Origin of the sequence: Pontibacter silvestris, from assembly GCF_020907275.1 — a bacterium.
Classification (GTDB): domain Bacteria; phylum Bacteroidota; class Bacteroidia; order Cytophagales; family Hymenobacteraceae; genus Pontibacter; species Pontibacter silvestris.
Genome location: NZ_JAJJWI010000004.1, coordinates 132,102 through 153,089, shown reverse-complemented (window position 1 = coordinate 153,089; position 20,988 = coordinate 132,102). Strand labels below are relative to the sequence as shown.

The following is a 20,988-nucleotide window of genomic DNA, read 5'->3' as shown; positions in this document are numbered from 1 at the left end:
ACTTTCACCTTCTACCTAATTGAGCATTAATTAAAATGGCTATACTTACAAGAGAAGAAGCACAGGCAATACTAAAAAAGGCTCTGAGCTTTTCGAAGGCTGATGAGTGTGAAATTACGCTCACAGGCAACAATGGCGGCAACATTCGCTATGCCGGAAATGAAGTATCTACCAGCGGTGCCGAAGAGAATTTGGCTATGTCGGTAGAGTCACGCTTTGGCAGGCGATCCGGCACAGCTACTATCAACGAGTTCGATGATAAATCTCTGGAGAAAGTAGTGCGTCGTGCGGAAGAGACTGCACGCATTGCTCCGGAAAGCCCGGAGTATATTGAGCTACTGGGCCCACAGAAATATATCACCTCCAAAGAATATTTTGATTCTACAGCTAAAATAGACCCAGCTTACCGTGCTGATGCTGCTGAAAAAAGCATAGAGGCTGCCGCAGCAAAAGATCTAGAAGCTGCCGGCTTCTTGGAGCACTATACCAGCTTTATGGCGCTAATGAACTCCAAAGGTTTGTTTGCTTACCATCCTTCTACTGTCATAGACTTTTCGGTAACCACCCGCACCAAAGATGGAACAGGCTCAGGTTATGTAACGCAGGACTACAGCGATGCCAGCAAGCTTGACACAGGAAAGCTATCACAAATAGCCGCCACCAAAGCTGCCAACTCTCGCAATGCCAAAGCCCTGGAGCCCGGAAAGTATACGGTAGTGCTGGAGCCAACGGCTGCCGCCGATCTGCTACAGATCATGTTCCGCAGCATGGATCTTCGTAATGCCGAAGAAGGCCGTAGCTTCCTTAGCAAAGCAGGTGGTAAAACAAAACTTGGTGAAAAACTGGTGGATGAACGTGTAACGGTTTACTCTGATCCGACAAACCCTGACGTTCCATCTGCACCGTTTTCAGGCGATGGCCTTCCGCAGGAGAAGATTACCTGGATTGAGAAAGGTGTTATGAAAAATATGCCGAATACACGTTATTGGGCCTCTTTAAAAGGTGTTAAACCTGTGCCAAGACCAGGTAACTTTATCATGGAAGGCGGTGATCAATCGCTGGAAGAACTGATCAAAGGTACTCAACGAGGCATATTGGTAACTCGTTTCTGGTACATCCGCTCCGTAGACCCGCAAACATTGCTCAACACAGGCCTTACCCGAGACGGTACATTCTACATTGAGAACGGCAAGATCATGTATCCGGTCAAGAATTTCCGTTTCAACGAAAGTCCTGTTATCATGCTTAATAACCTGGATGCACTTGGCAAACCGCAACGCATCAGCGGCAACCTGATTCCGCCAATGCGTATCCGCGACTTTACGTTCACTAGTTTGTCCGATGCAGTATAAGAAATCTTACCTATGCCATTAGCACCAATCTAAAATTAGCTTACATAAAGTATTCGCAACAGTGCCACCTTTCACCTTCGTCCGACTGCAATACCGCTCCGGCAACTGGGATACAGACCCTCGTATGCCCAGCAACCTGCTTCACTCGCTCATCCAGTACACTACTGTGCAGGTAAGCGAGCAGGAGAAGGTTGTAGCGTTAGACAGCCCTGAGTTATTTAACCACCCTTTCTGTTACTTAAGCGGCCATAAGCTGGTGCAGTTTAACCAGAAAGAGCGGCAGAACTTCGAAATGTATGTCCGCAATGGCGGCTTTGTGTTTGTAGATGACTGTAACCACGACATTGATGGCCTTTTTGCCCGCTCTTTTGAAGAGCAGATGCGGCAGATTTTCGGGCAAAGCGCATTGAAGAAGCTCCCCAACAACCATAAGCTGTATAGCAGCTTCTTCCCCTTTGAGGAAGGCCCACCTACTACCTCTTTTGAGCTTAATGGCTGGGGCGATGACTTGGTGCATGATTACTTAAAAGCAGTAGAAATAAATGGGCGTATTGGCGTGCTCTACAGCAATAAAGATTATGGTTGCGAGTGGGACTACGACTTTAGAAACAAGCGCTGGCTAGCAGAGGACAACACAAAGTTTGGTGTTAACATTATTATGTATGCACTAATGAGTTAACCACAACTACACGGAACAAGCATATTAGCCGTTGTACAAATCTTCAAACATGAATACACTTATAATAGGAGCCCAATACATAAGCGAGACTGCTAAGCAAGATCTTTCAGACCTTGCTTATACATTGAAACAAGAGTTAAACTTAGAAGTTAAATTTGGGATATATAGTCAAAGAGGTTATGCAGTTACTTGGTGGGAAGTTATAAATGTTTGGATGCCAGCAGGTGGCATTTATTTAAGTGGCAAAATATTAGATAAATTAATTGATAGATTTCTAGATTGGGCAGAAAAAAGAATAGAAACTGAGAAGAAAGAAAAGAATGGAAAAAAAGCACGCCCAAAATGTATAACGATTTATGGGCCTGATGGCAAAGCTGTTAGCTCTGTTGTTCTATATGATAATGGGGATAAAAAAAGGAGGACACAAGAAGAGCTAAAAAATGGCTATAATAAGTTACCACCAAACGAACTTGAATTCTTTCAGTAAGTTAGCTTTTAGATGAAAGTGTATCAGCTAAGAAATAGAAGCTATATTCTATAGTCACAATTATGATAGCCTTTACTAAAATCTAGACCGAAAGTGTAGTTGAAGGTAAGCAAACACTGCTACTTCACAAGCGCACATTATATTTAGCCTCTAACTAACTAAAGAAGTGACTGAAAAAGACATACAACAACTACTAAGCAAACTGCCACAGCTAAAACAGGAGATACAGAAAGTAATTGTAGGGCAGGAGGAAGTACTGGACGAGGTGCTGATTACCTTGCTGGCCGGCGGCCACGGGTTATTAGAAGGCGTTCCAGGATTAGCCAAAACCCTGCTGGTGCGGACTTTATCCAGCGCCATGGAATTAGATTTCCGACGTATTCAGTTTACGCCAGACCTGATGCCTACTGATATATTAGGTACCGAGGTACTTGAGGAAGACCATGTGACTGGCAAGCGCTTTTTTAAATTTAACGAGGGGCCTATTTTCTCCAACATTGTACTGGCAGATGAAATAAACCGTACGCCGCCCAAAACGCAGGCAGCCTTACTGGAGGCTATGCAGGAGCATGAGGTAACATATGCAGGTAAAACCTACCCGCTGCCTCAGCCTTTTTTCCTGTTAGCGACACAAAACCCCATTGAGCAAGCCGGTACTTATCCACTACCAGAGGCTCAGCTCGACCGTTTCCTGCTGTATATCAAAATAAAATACCCGACAGAGCAGGAAGAGTTAAATATACTGGCTAATACCACCGGCACAAAAAAAGAGCAAGTGCAGCCGGCTATCACAGGTCAGGAGGTACTGGTGTTGCGACAACTGGTTCGGGAGGTAAGCATCAGCGAAGAACTACTGACTTACGTGAACCAACTTGTACGCGCCACGCGCCCCGACACTACCTCTGTAGACTTTGTAAAGACCTATTGCCGCTGGGGCGCTGGCCCTAGAGCAGGGCAAGCGCTTATATTAACATCAAAAGCACGCGCTTTACTTCATGCCCGCTTTGCTGTTACCGCTGAAGATGTGCAAACAATGGCTTTCTCGGTGCTGCGCCACCGCGTACTGGTAAGCTTTAATGCTGAAGCCGAACGCATCACGCCAGATCGTGTAGTAAAAGAGCTGTTAAAGAGTATCAGACTGCAGAAAGAAGTATTAGTGTAACAAAGAGACACATCCCAGATACAAGATTATTTCCCTGGCGTTAAAGTATGGCATATAACACCAATAAGTTCATCAATCCAAAGGTATTGGCAACCATAAAAGACCTGTCACTATTAGCCAGAACAGTAGTGGAGGGCTTTTTGGCAGGGCAAAACCAGAGTTTGCGCCGTGGAGCAGGGTTGGAGTTTAGCCAGTACAGAAGCTATCAACCGGGAGATGACCTACGGCAACTAGACTGGAAGATGTTTGCACGCTCAGACCGCTATTACATCCGGGAGTCAGAGGTAGACACAAACATTACGGTCAGGTTTATTATTGATGGCAGCGCCTCTATGGCGCATGAGGATGTTAATGGCTTAAGCAAGCTGGACTATGCCCGCTATTTAGTGGCAGCACTGGCTTATTTGGCTACCACACAAGGCGATGCCATTGGATTATATGTGCTGTACGAGCAGCAGCTTATCAACTTAACGCCACGCTCCGATAACATGCACCTGCAGCGCTTCTGGCACCAACTCACTGAGCTTAGTGCAAAAGGAAAATTTCCGGGCGCACAAACTGCGGCTAATTTACTTGCGGAAAGAAGACAGAAAGAGCTAACGGTTTTTCTAACGGATATGTACGAGTACGACAGCGAAATAACTGATTTGCTGTTTATGCTTGGCGCGCAACGCCACGAATTAATGTTGTTCCACCTGATGTCCCGCAACGAGCTAGGGTTTAGTTATGAAGGCACCCTGACGTTTGAGGACCTGGAAACAGGACAGACGCTACAGGTAAGCACGGCTCAACAAAGAAAAGCTTACCTGGAACGGCTACAGGAATGGTTACAAAAAACAGAGCGGGACATGAGCAACAGGCAAATAGCTTATAACTTATTTGCAACAGACGAACCGCTGGACAAAGCTCTACGGACTTTCCTGCAGAAGCGATTGCTATACGGGTAAGCTCTGAAAAGGAGCAAAAGAGAGTGAGTCCATAAAAGCTTAATCCCTCTCATTAACAGGATACATACTTTAAATCAGAAACTATAGTTGACTTTTTTATATCCATACTGGCTTTTAGCAGCATCGGCAATACTTGTTCCGATTGCCATACATTTATGGAATAAACGGCAGGGGAAAACCGTGAAGGTAGGCAGCCTTCGCTGGTTAGAAGCCTCTGCCAGCAAGCGTTGGAGCAGCATTAAGCTAAACGATGTTGGTCTCCTTTTACTGCGTTGCCTTATATTTATCCTACTGGCTATAGCACTGGCACAACCTATCTGGACGGGAACACCCAAAGAAGCAACAGGCAGAAAAGCCGTTTATGTAAGCCCCGAGTTACTTTACAGCAGCTCACTTGCCAGCATAAAACCAACCATCGATTCGCTACTGCAGCATGGTTACAACCTTTACAGCTACACTTCCCACTTCGAACCTGTAGTACAGGAGCAGTGGCAGCAGATCAACAGCAGTTCCAAAGACTCTGTAGTTCAAGCTAAGGGTAACTACTGGAGTTTGTTACCTGCCCTGGCACAACGTTACCCACAAGCACAGGATAGTGTATGGCTTTTTACTTCTGACCTGCAACGCTACTTTAGAGGAAGAAAAACAGCCTTAGCGCAAAATATTCGCTGGATACCTGTGGCTATAGAAAACAAAACTACCTGGCTGCAGGCGGCAAATCAGTTATCCGAGGATAGCCTGCAGTTAATAATAGGCAACAGTAATCGCGAAGGCACCACTTTTACCCGCTACCGTACATCTTCGTCTGCCACAAGTGTTGCTTTAGTTAACGGGAAGCAAATACAGCTACAGCGGCAAGGCGATACGCTACTGGCTACTTTAGATAATCAACCACAAGGTAAAGTAAAGCTACAGCGAGAACCGCTTCAGGTGGTTCTGTACTCAGAAGAAAAACTGCAACCGGAGCTGCGTTACCTGCAAGCGGCTCTGCAGGCTATTAGTAGCTACACAGGCCAACCGCTCAACCTTATAAACAACCCTACTGCAACAGACACCACTACTGCAAGTTGGGTATTCTGGCTGCACCAGCAGGAGGTGCCGGAGCAACTACTGGCACAGGTAAAGCAAGGTGCAAAGCTTTGGGTACAACAAGGGGCTAAACCAAAAGTAATTAAAACTATACTTCCTACAGAAGCCACTGCTATACAGGTAAACCAGCTTACTTCTGACAGTACGACAACAGCCTTTACTTCTGTCTGGGAGACAACTACCGGAGAGCCACTACTAACAACACAGCAGTTAGGCAAAGGCAGTGTTTACCATTTCCAAAGCGGTTTTAGCCCTGAGTGGAGCGACTTAGGCCAGAATAGCCAGCTACCGGAGCTGCTACTACCTGTTCTGTTTAAACAGGAACAGGCAATTGCTATGGATGCACGGGCTTTGGACGAGCAGCAACTCAGGCCAACAAAACGCATTACTGTCGCCGGCTCCGAACCAGAGGCACAACGTTACCAGTTGCTTCCGTGGGTAGTGCTGGCAGCATTCTTATTATTTTTAGCAGAAAGATTGATCGCCAATAAGCGGGCAAAAGTATAATATGGCAACACAGGAAAGCATATATACCCTCCGGCGCATCCGCCAGAAGTATGTTCAGGAGAAGGGGCTACTGTACGCACAACAGGCATTGGCGGCAGCTTTGGTAGGCGGGGCTATACTCTTGAAATGGAAGTTCGAGATACCTGTACTAGCCATCGTAGCTTTATCCATTGTTTTAGGTGCTGTTATTTACTTTGTGTTTGCGCTTAGTCAGGTAATGAAAACAACGCTCCGGCAAGTGGCAAGGCACCTGAACCGCAACTATCCACAACTGGAGGATAGTACAGAGCTACTGCTTCAGCCTCAGGAAGAGCTAAACCTGTTACAGCGCCTGCAACAGCAAAAGGTAATACAGGCACTGCAGGCCATCCATCCTGAAAAAGAAAAAGTCTTTAGCCTAAGCAGCACCTATACTCGCGCAGCCCTTGGCCTTGCTTTGGTTATATCTGCTGGTATTCTATATTTACCTGCAGCCCCGCTAAAGGCTTTTTCTGCTCCTAAAGAGGTTAAAGTTACTTTCCCGGATGCTCCAGAAACAGATACCGATACCGCGGCTTCCATTCAGAAAATAGAGATTACCGTTACACCTCCAGCTTATACAGCCAAACAGGCATACCGGGCAGAGCAGCCAAACATACGTGTAGAAGAGGGCGCCACAGTAAACTGGCATGTTACCACCAACAAACCAGCTACTAAGCTGCAACTGGTTCTGAACGATGCTTCTTCTTACTTAAACTTCAAAAAAACAAATAAAAGTTACTCGCTTTCACAAAGCTTTACAGCACCTACCTTATATCACATCAACCTAAACGGGCAAAAATCAGCTTATTATACCATAGAAATTATTCCTGACGAAGTTCCGGCCATTCGGGTAGACAAGCCAAAACAGTACACCGAGATATTATTTGGCGATCCGCAGCGTGTTGTGCTGCAGGGGCAACTTTCTGATGATTATGGCATCCGGGATGCAAACCTGATTGCCACCGTAGCCAAAGGCTCTGGCGAGGCCGTTAAGTTCAGTGAAGCAAAACTGGACCTGGGCATCAACTTCAGCAACAGGCAGCGCAGCCATCAGCTAAACAAAGCCATAGACCTGCAGAAGCTTGGCATGACCTACGGCGATGAACTGTACTTTTATATACAGGCCTGGGACAACCACCGTGGTTATACCCGGTCCGAAATATATCTGGTACAGATAGAAGACACCACCATTGTGGAGGCAGCATTTGATATGTCGATGGGCGTAAACCCGGTGCCAGAGTATTTCCGCAGTCAGCGCCAGATTATTATTGATACAGAAAAACTTATTGCGGAACAGAAAAACTTAACCCAGGCTGTTTTTGAAGAACGATCTAACACCATAGGTATAGACCAGAAACTACTGCGTTTGCGCTATGGTAAGTTTTTGGGCGAAGAAGCAGAGTCTGGCATTGGGCCTGGAGGTGGCATACCAGAAGGTGAAAAAGGACACGAAGAACACTCTGCCGATGACGGGCACAACCATCAGGAATTTGAAAACCAAAGCAGCCCCGAAGCATTGCTAGACCCTTATATGCATAAGCATGACCAGGAGGGAGAGGCGACTATTTTTGATCCCGAAGTAAAAACAAAGCTTCAGGGTTCACTGGCACAAATGTGGGAGGCCGAACTACGGCTTCGTACAAACAGGCCCAAAGAAGCGCTGCCGTTCGAATACAAAGCACTTCGCCTGCTAAAAGAGGTACAGCAAAGCACACGTGCCTATGTTGCAAAAACAGGCTTTGAAGCGCCACCACTCAAGGAACCGGAACTCCGCCTGACAGGTGAGTTGGACAAAATAACTCCTCCATCTGATAAAAGCACTATAAAAGAGGAAGAGAGACTGCCGAACACCAGAGCTGCTTTACAATGGCTGGAGCATCAGAAACAAAACAGAAGATATAGCCAAACTGATGCACAACTATTAGAGCGGGCGGGGCAGGAACTGGCAAAACAGGCTTTGGCTACACCGGGCCGTTACCTGCATGCCATGCAAGACTTGCGCACCTTAATAGCAGACATGAACAGCCAAAAGCCTTTGTGCCAACCTTGTTTACTTACTGTGGAACGGGCATGGCAGGAGCTATTACCTTTGGCAAGGCAGACAGCACAGAAGCAGGCATCAGTGCGAAGCAGGCTGTCGCGGGAGTATATGGAGCGCTTAAACCGATAGTTAAAGCAAGAGATATTTAGACTTAATAGTAAAAAATTTGAATATGGATTACCTGCCCTGGCTATTAGCTGTCTTAGCTTCGCTGCTGCTTATGTGGCTGGCATGGCGACGTCGTAACCGACAGCGACTGGTTTGGCGTTTAGTGGCAAGTGTCGCAGCAGGAGTTAGCTTAATCTTATTTTTTTCCCCGCCGACTTTCCAGCGCCCTGTAGACCCTGGCACCGCTGTGCTTTTAACAGCTGGTTACAATGCTGATACCCTGGAAGCCCTGTTAGGTCAGAAGCAAGCAGAACAGCTTGTGTTTAGCTATGGTACTAAGGCCTCTGATGCTACACCTGTTTCAGATTTGTACACATGGCGGCAGGAACACCTAAGTTTAACTAAAGTTCATATACTAGGTTATGGGCTGGAAGCGCAGGAGTTGGAGGCATTGGAGGGTATTCGGCTTGTGCCGCACCTGTCCGCTGCACCCACTGGCGTAACAGCAGCACACTGGCCAAGCAGCGTAAGAACAGGAGAGTCCGTTGAAATAGCCGGGAAATACACTACTGATAATGATCAGGCATTATGGCTTTACTTACAGGCAGCAGGGCAGAAGCAGGATTCTGTTGAGATAAAAAATACAGGAAATCACACTTTTAAGCTAAAGTACAGCCCAAAGCAGCAAGGTCGTTTTACTTACCATATTCTTTCCAAGGCAGGCGCTAAAACAGATACTTTAGGTGCAGTGCCTGTGCAGGTAAAGCCGGCACAAGAGTTAGGAGTATTATTGTTGGCTTCGTCGCCACTGTTTGAATTTAAGTTTCTTAAAAACCACTTGGCAGAGCAGCAACACAGGGTAGCACTACACACGAAGGTAAGCAAAGACATTAGCCAGGATGAGTGGGTGAATATGCCGAAGGTTGCACTGAACCGCATTACGCCAAAGCTACTACAGCAGTTTGATGTGGTGATTACAGAACCACAGGTGCTACAGGAGCTAAGCACAGCTGAAAGAGCCTCGTTAGAGCGTGCTGTAACCGAAGAGGGATTGGGTATATTAACAGTCGCCACAGCACCAGTTAATAGTCGAAACACGGCTTTCTTTACTTCTTTCCAGACGAAGCGCCTGTCGCAGCAGGAAAGCCGTAACGTACAGGCAACCTGGGCAGACGGTGCCAGTGAAACAGCCACAGCCACAGCATTGCCTTATACTATAGCCAGTACTGCCGCTGTAACAGGCATAATAGGAGAGCAGGGCCATAACATTTTAGTAGGAGCAAAGAAAGCGGGTTGGGGTAAAGTAGCTATTACGATGGTACCACAGACATTTCCATGGTTGCTGGAAGGCAAAGAGCAGGTTTATGCGAGCTACTGGGCAAACTTACTCACAGCTATCGCCCGACCAGAAGTACAGGATAAGTTCTGGCAACTTACTTCGCCACAGGTTCCACAACCAAACAAGCCTGCTATACTTACTTACACCAATTATAGTTCAGGCTTTACTTCAGATGCCATTCCTACCGCCACAGTAAGCAGTACAATTGACTCAACAAATACTACGGTGCCGCTTCAGCAAAACCTTATGCAACCCGAGCAATTTAGCGGTACTTTCTGGCCCCAACGCACAGGCTGGCACCACATACAAACTCCTCCTCATGCTCCTCCTTTTTACTTCTATGTGCAGGACTCTACCGACTGGTCTTTTGCAAGTATACAGGAGAAAAGGCAGGCAACGCAAACACATATAGCTAAACAAAACTTAGTCTCTTCTCATGAAACTGTTACTTATGAGGAAGAACAAGTACCTGCTATTTGGTTTTTTGCCTTGTTTGTTATGGCCAGTGGCTTTTTGTGGCTGGAAGAGAAACTGTAGCAGTCACAGCTTAGCTGTTTATAAAGCTATTCCGTTTGCTTTAAGTTGTACATTAACAGCTTTTAAAGACTTAGGATGGAAGTTCTGACAGAGAATTCTATTTCTCTTATTTATGTATTTTACAATGAGTTATGCAGCAAAGTATAATTATAAAGTCCCCATGTGTAGTGTGGTGTTTCTCCTTGAGTGCTGGAGGCTAAGGCAATTCGAGATAAACCTATAATAGCATTTAGCACACTGGTAAAATAGCTATGGAAGTTTGTATCTCATTGCTTAGAATCCGTACCCTATAGGTATGTTTGGACTAAATGACATTCCGAAATTCTTTCTGGCCTTTTTCCTCGTGCTCCCGATAATCTCTATACTGCACGAGGCCGGGCATGTGTTTTTTGCCTGGCTAATGGGTGGTAAAAACATTAAAGTGACTGTGGGTTCCGGGAACATATTATTTCGTGCCGGCATACTGGAGGTTCGTAAATATTATTTCTGGTATGGCCTCTGCACATTTGACAACCTTAAACGCAACAAGCGCTTTTCAAATATTCTTATTTTTTTAGGAGGAGCCCTTTTCAACGCTATCGCTGCATTGATAGTGATTTACTGGATAGAAGAAAAACAGCTGGATCCCAGTTTGTTCACCTACCAGTTCACCTACTTTTCAATGTACTATATCTTCTTTGCCCTACTTCCCATGCCTTACCCGGACGGCACCTATAGCGATGGTAAGATTATCCTGGACTTAATCCTATACCGAGGAGTTGAAAGGGAAACAATATACCGTATCCATTGGAGTGAGGAGAAGAAACAGTGGTGCGTACTGGATCATAATCAAAATTTAGTTCAGGCTTTCACCGAGGAGGAACAGGCACTGGCGAAAGCCCATGAGGTAGCCCAAAACAACCGCCCCAGCCGCCTGCTGAACAGCAAAAATGGTCAGGAGGTAGAAGTTCGAAACTACCCAAGGGTACCCCTCTGATAAATAACAAACAGTGTTGCCAACATCTTTCTGCATTCAGATGCAGGTATAAGCAGAACTCTTTATAATACAACTTGTTATGCGCATCCTAAAAAGCAAGACAAGGGAAAAATAAAACGCTACCCCAACAGTGTCTCGTAACTAATAAAACACTTAATCTAGACTTTCCCAATTTATGATAGCAGCCATTCTTAGCTTCCTGGTGATGTTGAACCCATTTGCCCTTTTTCTTTACCTGAAGCCTGTCATGCAGGACCTCACTGATGCTGACTTCCGGTCGGTTTTTTTAAAGGCATCCCTGATTTCTTTTTTTATCTTCCTGGCTTTTCTTCTGTTTGGGGATGTTGTATTTCAGAAAGTATTCCGCATAAACTTTGAGTCTTTCCGGATTTTTGGCGGCATTGTACTCTTCTCCTTTGCCTATATTTTTATCGTACAGGGCAAAAAAGCCTTTATCCAGATAAAAGGCGACCTGCACGATCTGGCTTCTGAAATAGCACTTCCTTTTATGGTTGGCGCGGGCACTATCTCCCTCACAGTGCTAATGTCTGAGCAGTTGCAGTTATGGCAGGGGGTACTGTCATTAGCCACCATCATGCTGGTTAACTTTATCTTTATTATGGGTATGAAACAAGTACGCAGCAGTATGCGCTCTAAAAAAGTAAAAACGGCTTTCGATAAGAACATGGAGCTGCTGCTACGCATTAATGGTTTTTTCCTGGGTGCTATCGGTATAGACATGGTTGTGGCAGGAATCAGTAACCTTCTAACCACATCAGGTCAGGTGTGAGAGAGGCTACAACATCTTAATTCCACTTTTTACTTTATCACAGCCTCAGAATACACCAGCCAGATAGGAATATCTATATCCATGTTGTAAAGCTCAGTAGGCACACTGCCAAGGCTCAGGGACGGGATTGGGTTGTTTCCTTTCAGACCAAGGACAAGCAGGTCGTGCTTTCCGTTCTGCAACTGCAGGCAAATACGTTCGGCTATACTTTTGCCAGCGGCTCGAATCAGCGAATAAGGCACACCTTGTATTTCCCTATGCCTCTTCTGAAGGTCAGTGAACTTTGCTTTTACCACTTCCTCGGCTTTTCTGACTGCTTTCTCTTCTGAGATAAGCGGAAAGTATTGAGTCGGCAGCTTATAGACGTGCATAATCTCTAAGTTGAGATTTAGTTGGTCAACCAGGCTTTTGCTAAGTCTGAGCGCATGCACAGAGGCATCAGAGAAATCTATCGGTGTCAGGACTCTGGCTGTTTCAAAGTTAGCTTTCTCAGGAAGCACAAGCACGCTGCACGGCAGGATGCGGAGTAACTTAGTTCCCAAAGCGCCGGTACTTTTGTCACTCGTGCGCTTACCCAGCAGTGTAAGCTTCACTTCATACCTTTTGACAATGTCAGCCAGTATAACTTCTGTGTTTGGCTCCTCGCTGACCAAGATCTCATAGTCAGCGGCATGGGCAAACTGTTCTGCTACTATGTCGGCAATGTTGCCTTCTATTTCGCTACCCAGATCTACATCTCCAAAAACTTTCTGGAAATCCTCGCTTAGCTCGTTGGCTTTGATGTTGTGTACAAAGTACACTTTTTTTACCGGCAGGCGCTGGCATATAGAACGGGTAAAAGCGACCAGCTTCTCATCTATTTCGCTTAGGTCAAGGCAGACCATCATGGAGTCGATTGCAATCATAGGTTTGGTTCACTATTAGTGGGTGGTACATCTTTTCCTTTGTCAGAAGCCCCTGCTTCCTGTTTAGTAGCACGCTTAGCCAGCACCTCCGCCACCAGCTGTTGATAGTCTTTGCGCTGTTGCGTTGTGCTCAGCTTAGTATCCTCTTCTAATTCCTCACTAAGGCCTCTGTACAGGCTATAGCACATCACCAGCAAAATTAATGCAAAGGGGAGGCCTGTAATAATCACGGCAGTCTGCAGCGCCTGTAAGCCACCGCCGACCAGCAACACGGCTGCTACGGCTCCTTCTGCCAGGGCCCAGAAAATGCGTATTCCTACCGGAGAATCGGCTCTTCCTCCCGAAGTAAGGCTGTCTACAACCAAAGAACCTGAATCAGAAGAAGTCACGAAAAAGCCCGCCACCAGTATGATGCCTATGATGGAGAGAACCGTGGAAAATGGAAGCTGCTCAAAGAAGACAAAGAGCGCCGTGGATATGTCCGTAGCCACCGCTTCGGAAATAGCCGTTCCACCTGTCAGCACATCCCGCAGAGCTGTGCTGCCAAAGGCTGTCATCCACAGGAACGAAAGCAAGGATGGTACTATCAGCACACCTAGCACAAACTCCCGGATGGTTCGTCCTTTCGACACGCGCGCGATGAAGATGCCGACAAACGGTGCCCAGGAGATCCACCAGGCCCAGTAAAAAACTGTCCAGCCGCCCTGCCAGTTACGTGTAGAGTAGGCCTCGTTCCAAAAGGAAAGCTGCAGAAAATTTCCGATGTAGGATCCGGTATTCTGCACATAGGACCCCAGTATAAACACAGTTGGGCCCAAGAGCAACACGGCCACTAATACCAGCAGAGCAATGCGTATGTTCCACTCACTCAGGATACGCACACCCTTATCTACCCCTGTCACAACAGAAACCGTAGCTATAGCTGTAATACCCGCAATAAGCATTACTTGTGTATTAATATCACTTGAAATAGCCGGAAACACATGATGCAGGCCCGCAGCCACCTGTTTTACCCCCAGGCCCAGCGACGTGGCCAAACCAAAAAGTGTGGCCAGCACAGCCAGAATATCAATGATATCACCGATTATCCCGTGAATGCGCTCACCCAGGAAAGGGTAAAATACGGAACGAACAGTTAAGGGAAGTTTACGGCTATAGGTAAAGTAAGCTAAAGAAAGACCCACCAGCGCATAGATGGCCCAGGCATGAAAGCCCCAGTGCAGAAAGGTGAAGTTCATGGCTTGTCTGGCTGCAGCCGGTGTGCCTGGCTCTCCCATGGGAGGCGTCTGGAAATGATTAACAGGCTCTGCTATACTCCAGAAGAGCAGCCCTATCCCCATACCGGCACTGAACAGCATGGCAAACCAGGAGGAGGTGCTGAACTCCGGCTTAGCCTCCTTGCCGCCCAGCCTGATGCTGCCGAATTTGCCAAAGGCCATATACAGGCAGAAGCCCACGAATATGTTTACACTCAGGATAAACAGCCAACCCATGCTGGAGGTGACGCTAGCTTGAATATCACTGAAGAAAGCCTCTGCCCCTTCCCTGAAGGTAAGAACCAAAGCTATAGAAATAATCAGTATGATGATGGAAGACCAGAAAACAGGGCCGTTCACTTCCAGACCCAGAGACTTCTTTGTATCACTTCTTGCTACTTTACTCATCAAAAATATCTTAAAATAATCAGAAATAGTATCCCATGTTAATATTAAAGCGCATGTGCCAGTCAGTTTCGCCAGGGGTGCCGGCGGCTAGCGCGTTTTCCCATTCAGGACCTAACCAGGGTTGGTTGTAACCGAAGGCAGCATCTGTGTAGATGTACATCGGCCCTGCGGTCCATAAAGCGCCCAGTACGTTCATGTGGGAATTTTCGAAGCCACTTATGCGCTTATTATAATAGCCGTAGTTATCGTAAAAGGTAATGCCCTGCAACAGGCGGGAGTCTACAGGCAAATGATAGGATAAGCCTGCCGTATAAACTTCGCCTTTGCTAGCCACGTTATAGTTTGCCCCATAGGCACCCATTTCGACAAAATCAAGATCTTGCCCGGCTGCATATTCTGGGTTAATGCGATACAGCATTGCCTGTAGCTTTACATTCCATGGGCTATGTTCCGCCTGGTATTCGTAATGCACAGCGGCAGCATACTTTGTGCCGTTACGTTCTGTATCAATGTTGTAAATCAGGCCACCCTGCACAGAGGCACCTAGTTCATGCTCTAAACTATCGCCCAAACGCCTAACCAGTTTAAAATCCAGTTGGTTATTTTCTTTGTTACGCCCGGTAATATCATAGGAATATCGGTTTGGGCTAGGCTCTGCCTGACCAAACACAAACTCTTCAGCGCTTTTATAGTAAGCTGCCTGCCATTGCCATTTGCCTGAGTCGTGTAAGTACTTTACCCCCATGTCATGGTCATCCTCAAAGCCTATATAATAGGTCATGTTAAAAAACCAGTTGTTGGAGTTATACTGTTGAATGCCGAAAGGCACCTGATTAAGCCCTACCTGTATCTGTGCCTTTTCGGAGAAGTCGTGCTGGAACCACGCCTGCTTCAGAAACCCGCCTCCAAAAGCCTCAGAATAATGCCGAAACTCTGCGTTCAGTTTGATGCCTTTGTATTCTGATTCTACATTGATGCGGAACAGATCATAGCCAAAGTCACCGCCGCGCTCTAACTGGTCCTTTTTCCAGGTAGATAGGTTATAGTTAAAACGCACGGCACCACCTAACTTTAAAGTCGGCTTTTCATCAAGCTTATCTTCCGGGTATTGGGCATAGCACAGTGTGCTGGTTAACAAGATAGTAAAGAGTAAAATTATTCTATGCATCTAATCGTATAGTTGGAATAGTAACAGTTATCTGTATAAACCTACTATAGGTTGGACGATACAAAGCGTGAAATGTTACCACAGGGTATTTATAACCTGAACTGCCCCACCAAATATTAAGGCAGTATAACCTCCTGCTGTACTAAATTGCAGTCCGCGCATCTGCACAAGATCAGGCTTATGCTGGCTACCTTGCATGTGTTTGATGCAGGACATTAACGTACCGGATTGCAGAAAGCTTTAAGTGGCCAGATAGTACATTAATGGAACAGGACAGTCTGTCACTGAGGTTACCCACTACCTCGGTGTCACCTCAAGAAAACCTGCAATGGCCTGAAGGCTACCAACTGCTTTCGGCACCACACTAGAGTTCCATGTTAAACTTCAAAAAGCAATCACTTATGGTAAGCAAGACAAAAGGTAGATGTGCTAAGATGAAAAATTTTATGAGCCGCAGCTTAGTTGAACCTAATAGTTGGTTCTGCTTTCGGAATATGCATTGGGAAAGTCGAGGTTGCTTATAAATTCTGACATAAAAAAAAAGGAGATACAGTTTATAAACCGGCACCTCCTTTTCTACAAAATATTTCTACCTCTCCTTACACTTCTTTAGGAGCGATGTTAGCGGAAGCAAGGTTAAGGTATATTGTAAGCACATAACAACATTGTTGGTTTAAACTTAGAGAAGCTTAAGTCCAGATATTACTCTTTTGGAACCTCTATATAAAAAGTTGTGCCTTTACCTTCCTCGCTCTCAAACCATATCTGCCCCTGGTGCCACTCCACAATCGTTTTGACAATGGACATACCCAAACCTATGGATGACTCTCCCTTTAAGCCGGGTCTACGGGCATTGGTGAACTTGTCGAACAGAGTGGCATGATATTTCTTTGGTATGCCCACGCCATTATCCTCCACTTTCACCAGAACATGCTGTTGCCTCTCTTCCAGGCTTACAGTAATTATGCCGCCATCCGGGGTAAATTTAATAGCGTTTGAAATAAGGTTATTAACTGCCTGTATGAACTTAACATCATCCAGTTCTATAAAAATATTCCTACTGGAGGTAAAGAACTGAAATGTTTTGGCTATTTCTGCTTCAGATTGCCTGTACTGTTCAATTATCTCTTCAAACCTCTCCACTATGTTTACCCTTCGCTTAATCAGGTCTACTCCAGTAGCTTCCAGAAACTCATGATTAATAAAGCTTTGAATCAATGAAGTCGCATATGCGTTGGTTCTTTCAATTACCCCAATGAGCCTGTCAATCTGCTGGTTGTTGTATTGCTTTGCCTCTTCAGCCAATATTTCGGACAGGCTCTGAACTATGCCGATTGGGCCAGATAAGTCATGAGTAAGAATGTGCAGAACAGAATCTTTTTTGTTGCCAAACTTCTTCAGGTAGTCGTTATATTGCTTTGAGGCGGTAACATCCTCCAGGTAACCTACAATGTGCTCTTTCTCTGGCGTATCGTTCATCAAAAAAGATGTCAGGCATATCCACCGTTCTTCCTGCTCAGGCAGAGTTATGCGAAACTCTATTTCCTTACTGCTTTTCTCGTTCAATAGCCTCTGGTACATTTCTATCACATACTGTTGGTCTTCTGTATGGACCATCCTGAGTAAAGCATCAGCGTCTATGGCTTCTTCTTTAATGATTTTAAAAGCCGCTTCAAAAGCCGGGTTCAGGTACGTGAATTGATTATGTTCCACCTCATAGACAAAGATTGCCTGTTTCGTATTGTTGGCTAAAAACTGTAGGCTTACAATGTCTGTGTTTGAGGTTGGCATAGTTAAGGAAATGTTGTCTTTATAGAATACTTCTGAGTTAAAGGTAGTAATTTATCAGTGAAGTTTACTTAAGTCTTTCAAGGACTTATCTTCTTCTAACTAAAGAACTCCTGTTCCCGCTTAAATGCCTTGTTGCCTGGTGCCGTGTATATTACAACTGCTATAGAAGATTTCTTTATCTTTGGAGGGTTTTCCTTTAGCGATGCTTTAGTGTCTTAGTAAGCTTTACCTATGTTCTGATAGCTATAAGCCGCTGTTAGAAAGTATTGTAACAGTAGTTCTACGGTTTACCTGGTGCTGTGCTTCTGCCTTAGCATTTGATACCTTTAGTTGACTTTCGCCATAACCAACTGCAACCATTCTATTTTGCCCAACTCCTTTAGAGGCTACATATGCAACAGCAGCCTCTGCTCTGCGTTGCGAGAGAGCGTGGTTATATACACTTGTGCCACGGCTGTCAGTATGAGCACCTAACTCTACTTGTACACCTGGATACTTTTGCATATAGGCCACCAGATTATCGAGAAGCTGAACCGCGTCTGGCCTGATATCAGCCTTGTCTAAGTCATATTCTATCTCCAGTTCTATTGTTTCGCCAACTTTCAAAGATGCAAACAACTCTTTCGCCTTCAGTCTTAGATTAAGTTCATTCTCTGCTATGATTTCATTCATCCGGTGACCACTAATGTTTAGCACAGCATCATTGTACCCTTGTCTTATACCTCTGAGCCTGTAGCTTTTACCCGAGTGAAGGACAGCTGCCACAGAACCATCTCCTCTTACTACATGCACTTCCTTCGAGCCAGTATTTACATCAGTTAGCTCAACCTTACCGCCCAGAATAGCTACTCCTTCCTCATCTATTAGTGTCACTTGTACCAGCCTATCGCCGTTCGGAGCTACTTTTTCAGGCATTACTATACGTACGGTGTCAAGTGCTTTGTACCGGAAGAAATCTTCTTTAGCAAAGTTCACCTCACTTGTTACATACCCCCTTTTGCTTACTGTTAATCTGCTCATTTCACCGTACGCCCAATCAATAGTAGATGGAGAGCTTTCTAAAGTAACTGTTTTGCCAGGTACTGCATCCGCTAAACTTATATTAAGCTGTACATTGCTTAATGGCTTTCCCTCCTGGTTTACAGCCAATAATACCAGCTGCTTATTACGGGTAGCTTTAAAAGTATAAATATCATCATAAGCTGACTTGTAGTTAGAGCTATAATATCCGGCATCACCTTTAACAATCAAGCCGAAATCATCACCGGGAGTGTTAACAGGATAACCTACATTTTCTGCTTTTTTAAAATTGTCTCCCTCTTTGGGTGCATAAAAAATGTCCAGGCCGCCCAGCCCGGGATGTCCCGTTGAAGCAAAAAACAATTCTCCTTTTTCATCTACAAATGGAAACACCTCATTTCCGATGGTGTTAACTTCAGGGCCAAGGTTAACCGGAGGTTGCCACACACCTCCGACTTTTATTATTTTATATAAATCTGTGCCTCCGTAACCACCAGGCTTGTCTGACGCAAAGTATAAGGTGTGGCTATCAGCTAAGGCAGGATGCCCAACCGAATAGTGCTCGTTGTTCAACGGGAGTGCCTGTATATTTTGCCACTTTTCGTCTTTTAGTACAGCATAGTAAATTTTAAGATTGTTTACACCTTCCCTGTTAAATATGGGCTTTTTATGGAAGTTGCTTCTTGTAAAGTATACTGTGTCTTGTGTTGCATTGAAAGAAAGTGGTCCCTCATGGTACTTTGAATTTAATTCTGTACTGAAAGGGATTGGTCTGACCGCATCAGCGGCAGCATAAAACAAGTCTATGAACCCTGTGTAGTTCTTCTCAGGTTTGTTGCCCTTCCCTTTGTTGCTGCGCGATGAGCTGAACACGATACCATTATCGTAGAATGCTGGGCTGAAATCAGAGAAACCTGAGTTGAACGAAACTTTATTTACTTTATACAGGAGCGAATCTTCGTAAAAAGTGTTTAAGTTTTTGTAGGCCTGCAACCACTTTACACTTTCTTCATCGTTTGCGGTAACAGCTTTCTCATAGAGCAAGCCGGCCTCTGTGTATCGGCCATTTACTGCCAGCAAAGCAGCCAGTTCTCTATAGTAACTGGCATCTGTCAGAGGGGCATCCATTGCTTTGTTAAGCCAAAACTCTGCTCTTTCGGTGTTCTCAAGCTTTACATAACATTGAACCAGCTTTGCCATAACAATAGCATTATCAGGCTCAGACTTCAGCGCCTTTTCATAAGCTTGTGCTGCTTCTGCAAATTGATAAGCCTTAAAATATTTATCTGCCTTCTTATATTTCGGCGCTTGCCCTACTACAGAGTAAGCCATCAACAACAATGCAGGTAACAGGTAACGTTTTTTCATTCTTGTACTTTTAAGCTGCCCTCTGAGGGGAGAGCCTGATAAACCTTTTTTTAACTAAGTGAGCTGTTATGTATTAGAATAACCGTGGCGACACATAGCGCTCGCCCTCTGAAAACAGGTCAAAACGCAGCATTACCTCGTGCGTATTGGTCGTGTACCTGTTTAGGCTTGATACAGGATGATCGTAAGCATAGCCCACCCTAAACTGCCTGGACACCTGAAGTTCTACTAAGCCAACAAGTGCATTACTGGAACGATAAGAAGCTCCTAAGCCTATAAAGTTATGTAGCCACACATTGGTGTTGATATCGAACTGCACTGGGGCTCCCTCTGCTGCTTTGATGATAGTGGACGGCTTTATCTGTACATTTTCATTTAAGGTGAAAACGTAGCCTGTGCTCAGGAAATAATGCCGTGCGTGTCCTGGATACGCCGAGTTGTCGTTTGCGCCGGATATCCTGGTTCTGAATAAATTAGGGACAGAAACTCCGGCATAAAACTTATCAGTGTAATAGTAAAGCCCGTTCCCAACGTTAAACGACAGGAAGTTCTGCACGTCATTAAACTGTACATCCGTACCACTCTGTGGGTTTAACGCTACCTTAGTGTAGTCAGCATGAATCTTTGTAAATCCTGCCTGTAATCCCATAGAAAACACTCCCGACTCTGTTCTGATGCGGAAGGCATAAATGCCGTTCATGCTTAATGTGTTGGTCACGCCAATCTCATCGTTCACAACAGAAAAACCAAGGCCAACTCTATTATTCTGGAGCGGAGCATGCACGGACAGAGTTTGTGTTACAGGTGCTCCTTCTACTCCCACCCATTGGTTTCTGTAAAGTGCTGCTGCACTTAAGCCTTCGTTGCTTCCGGCATAAGCAGGGTTTAAGACAAGACCGTTGAACATGTACTGTGAGTACATGGCCTCTTGCTGAGCAAAAGCTGCTCCTGAAATCATTAGCAGGAATACAGCAACGAGGCTAAACTTATGTAAAAAATTTCTCATAAGGTATAAAGTCTGGCAGCATCAGCTGGCA

16 protein-coding genes are annotated in these 20,988 nt (G+C 45.3%); 10 read left to right on the top strand and 6 right to left on the bottom strand.

What is annotated here, in order from left to right; genetic code table 11:
* The first annotated feature begins 35 nt into the window (after positions 1–35).
* From LN995_RS05145 to LN995_RS05100, 10 genes are all read left to right on the top strand, one after another.
* On the top strand, positions 36–1,352 hold the full coding sequence (locus LN995_RS05145; protein WP_229959046.1) for a TldD/PmbA family protein: 1,317 nt from the start codon (positions 36–38) through the stop codon (positions 1,350–1,352).
* A 61-nt stretch (positions 1,353–1,413) separates the two neighbouring features.
* A complete protein-coding gene (locus LN995_RS05140) occupies positions 1,414–2,031 on the top strand; it encodes a DUF4159 domain-containing protein (protein WP_229959044.1) in 618 nt (205 codons plus the stop codon).
* Positions 2,032–2,080: 49 nt separating this feature from the next.
* Positions 2,081–2,518 (top strand): hypothetical protein, encoded by a 438-nt coding sequence (locus LN995_RS05135; RefSeq protein ID WP_229959042.1) that lies wholly within the window; start codon positions 2,081–2,083, stop codon positions 2,516–2,518.
* A gap of 166 nt (positions 2,519–2,684) precedes the next feature.
* On the top strand, positions 2,685–3,680 hold the full coding sequence (locus LN995_RS05130) for an AAA family ATPase (RefSeq protein WP_229959039.1): 996 nt from the start codon (positions 2,685–2,687) through the stop codon (positions 3,678–3,680).
* Between the two features lie 47 nt (positions 3,681–3,727).
* Entirely contained in the window at positions 3,728–4,627 is a 900-nt protein-coding gene (locus LN995_RS05125) for a DUF58 domain-containing protein (RefSeq protein ID WP_229959037.1), read from the top strand.
* Positions 4,628–4,714: 87 nt separating this feature from the next.
* A complete protein-coding gene (locus LN995_RS05120; RefSeq protein ID WP_229959036.1) occupies positions 4,715–6,223 on the top strand; it encodes a BatA domain-containing protein in 1,509 nt (502 codons plus the stop codon).
* Between the two features lies 1 nt (position 6,224).
* Positions 6,225–8,414 (top strand): DUF4175 family protein, encoded by a 2,190-nt coding sequence (locus LN995_RS05115; RefSeq protein ID WP_229959034.1) that lies wholly within the window; start codon positions 6,225–6,227, stop codon positions 8,412–8,414.
* Between the two features lie 43 nt (positions 8,415–8,457).
* Entirely contained in the window at positions 8,458–10,269 is a 1,812-nt protein-coding gene (locus LN995_RS05110; protein ID WP_229959032.1) for a hypothetical protein, read from the top strand.
* A 295-nt stretch (positions 10,270–10,564) separates the two neighbouring features.
* Positions 10,565–11,245 carry a M50 family metallopeptidase gene (locus tag LN995_RS05105; protein ID WP_229959030.1) on the top strand — a complete coding sequence of 227 codons (681 nt, stop codon included), beginning with the start codon at positions 10,565–10,567 and terminating at the stop codon, positions 11,243–11,245.
* 175 nt (positions 11,246–11,420) lie between these two features.
* Positions 11,421–12,035, top strand: coding sequence for a MarC family protein (locus LN995_RS05100; RefSeq protein ID WP_229959028.1), 615 nt, complete (start codon positions 11,421–11,423; stop codon positions 12,033–12,035).
* A 29-nt stretch (positions 12,036–12,064) separates the two neighbouring features.
* On the opposite strand, the gene LN995_RS05095 is transcribed toward LN995_RS05100, so the two are convergent.
* The 6 genes from LN995_RS05095 to LN995_RS05070 all read right to left on the bottom strand — a co-directional run bounded on the left by LN995_RS05095 (position 12,065) and on the right by LN995_RS05070 (position 20,957).
* The gene (locus LN995_RS05095; protein ID WP_229959026.1) at positions 12,065–12,940 is read right to left on the bottom strand and encodes a universal stress protein; all 876 of its coding nucleotides are present in this window, start codon (positions 12,938–12,940) and stop codon (positions 12,065–12,067) included.
* Positions 12,937–14,604, bottom strand: coding sequence for a BCCT family transporter (locus tag LN995_RS05090; RefSeq protein ID WP_229959024.1), 1,668 nt, complete (start codon positions 14,602–14,604; stop codon positions 12,937–12,939). The genes LN995_RS05095 and LN995_RS05090 overlap by 4 nt, the downstream gene beginning before the upstream one ends.
* 19 nt (positions 14,605–14,623) lie before the next feature.
* Positions 14,624–15,772 (bottom strand): hypothetical protein, encoded by a 1,149-nt coding sequence (locus LN995_RS05085; protein ID WP_229959022.1) that lies wholly within the window; start codon positions 15,770–15,772, stop codon positions 14,624–14,626.
* Between the two features lie 702 nt (positions 15,773–16,474).
* Positions 16,475–17,563, bottom strand: a complete 1,089-nt coding sequence (locus LN995_RS05080; protein WP_229959019.1) for a PAS domain-containing sensor histidine kinase — start codon at positions 17,561–17,563, stop codon at positions 16,475–16,477.
* 243 nt (positions 17,564–17,806) lie between these two features.
* Entirely contained in the window at positions 17,807–19,951 is a 2,145-nt protein-coding gene (locus tag LN995_RS05075) for an OmpA family protein (RefSeq protein ID WP_229959017.1), read from the bottom strand.
* 73 nt (positions 19,952–20,024) lie between these two features.
* Positions 20,025–20,957: a PorP/SprF family type IX secretion system membrane protein gene (locus tag LN995_RS05070; RefSeq protein WP_229959015.1), complete on the bottom strand. Its 933-nt coding sequence runs from the start codon at positions 20,955–20,957 to the stop codon at positions 20,025–20,027.
* Between the last annotated feature and the right edge of the window lie 31 nt (positions 20,958–20,988).

Excerpts from the sequence above, each read along its gene's own strand:
- LN995_RS05095 (WP_229959026.1), bottom strand. The coding sequence starts at position 12,940 with ATGATTGCAATCGACTCCATGATGGTCTGCCTTGACCTAAGCGAAATA.
- LN995_RS05100 (WP_229959028.1), top strand. The coding sequence starts at position 11,421 with ATGATAGCAGCCATTCTTAGCTTCCTGGTGATGTTGAACCCATTTGCC.
- LN995_RS05080 (WP_229959019.1), bottom strand. The coding sequence starts at position 17,563 with ATGCCAACCTCAAACACAGACATTGTAAGCCTACAGTTTTTAGCCAAC.
- LN995_RS05115 (WP_229959034.1), top strand. The coding sequence starts at position 6,225 with ATGGCAACACAGGAAAGCATATATACCCTCCGGCGCATCCGCCAGAAG.
- LN995_RS05070 (WP_229959015.1), bottom strand. The coding sequence starts at position 20,957 with ATGAGAAATTTTTTACATAAGTTTAGCCTCGTTGCTGTATTCCTGCTA.
- LN995_RS05090 (WP_229959024.1), bottom strand. The coding sequence starts at position 14,604 with ATGAGTAAAGTAGCAAGAAGTGATACAAAGAAGTCTCTGGGTCTGGAA.
- LN995_RS05085 (WP_229959022.1), bottom strand. The coding sequence starts at position 15,772 with ATGCATAGAATAATTTTACTCTTTACTATCTTGTTAACCAGCACACTG.
- LN995_RS05125 (WP_229959037.1), top strand. The coding sequence starts at position 3,728 with ATGGCATATAACACCAATAAGTTCATCAATCCAAAGGTATTGGCAACC.
- LN995_RS05145 (WP_229959046.1), top strand. The coding sequence starts at position 36 with ATGGCTATACTTACAAGAGAAGAAGCACAGGCAATACTAAAAAAGGCT.
- LN995_RS05110 (WP_229959032.1), top strand. The coding sequence starts at position 8,458 with ATGGATTACCTGCCCTGGCTATTAGCTGTCTTAGCTTCGCTGCTGCTT.
- LN995_RS05135 (WP_229959042.1), top strand. The coding sequence starts at position 2,081 with ATGAATACACTTATAATAGGAGCCCAATACATAAGCGAGACTGCTAAG.
- LN995_RS05105 (WP_229959030.1), top strand. The coding sequence starts at position 10,565 with ATGTTTGGACTAAATGACATTCCGAAATTCTTTCTGGCCTTTTTCCTC.
- LN995_RS05075 (WP_229959017.1), bottom strand. The coding sequence starts at position 19,951 with ATGAAAAAACGTTACCTGTTACCTGCATTGTTGTTGATGGCTTACTCT.